The organism is Chromobacterium sp. FG22, assembly GCF_057809415.1.
Genome location: NZ_JBMDJX010000080.1, coordinates 1 through 495, shown reverse-complemented (window position 1 = coordinate 495; position 495 = coordinate 1). Strand labels below are relative to the sequence as shown.

Below are 495 nucleotides of genomic sequence, written 5' to 3'. Positions count from 1 at the left end.
CGCGGCTGTGGCGTTCGCACAGGCCCAGGTAATGGCGGTGCAGGTCGCGCAGCCGGGCCGGCTCGACGTCGGCTAGAAACTGCAGCCACGGCCACAGCGGGAAGGCCGGCAGATCATGCGGAATCAGCGCCCCTTGTCGCGCCACCGACAGGCTGCTGCGGCACAGCTTGGACTGCAGGCTCTGCACGTCCACTTCCTCGCCGGCCAACAGCACCGGCGCGCACATCAGGTAGGGCGTCAGGCTGGCCCCAACGCGGGTGAACTCGAAACGATAGGTCGACTGCAGCAGCGCGTCGATGTCGGACAGCACCGCTTTGGGCAGCTTGGAGAATTCATCCCAGCCCACCGGCTGCGAGGTGAAGGAGACTGACGCCCGCCGGCGGTGGTCGGTTTTGAGCATCTGCCCGGACAGCACCTGAAACGCCAGGGTGGTTTGCAGACTCTCCAGCAGCTTGGACTTGCCCGAGCCCTTCTCGGCCTGCATCTGGAAGTGCG

General features: G+C 66.3%; 1 pseudogene. It reads right to left on the bottom strand.

Annotated features, from left to right (window positions below):
* Positions 1 to 495 (bottom strand): annotated as a pseudogene (locus ACODSD_RS24765) (toprim domain-containing protein); the annotation flags it as partial.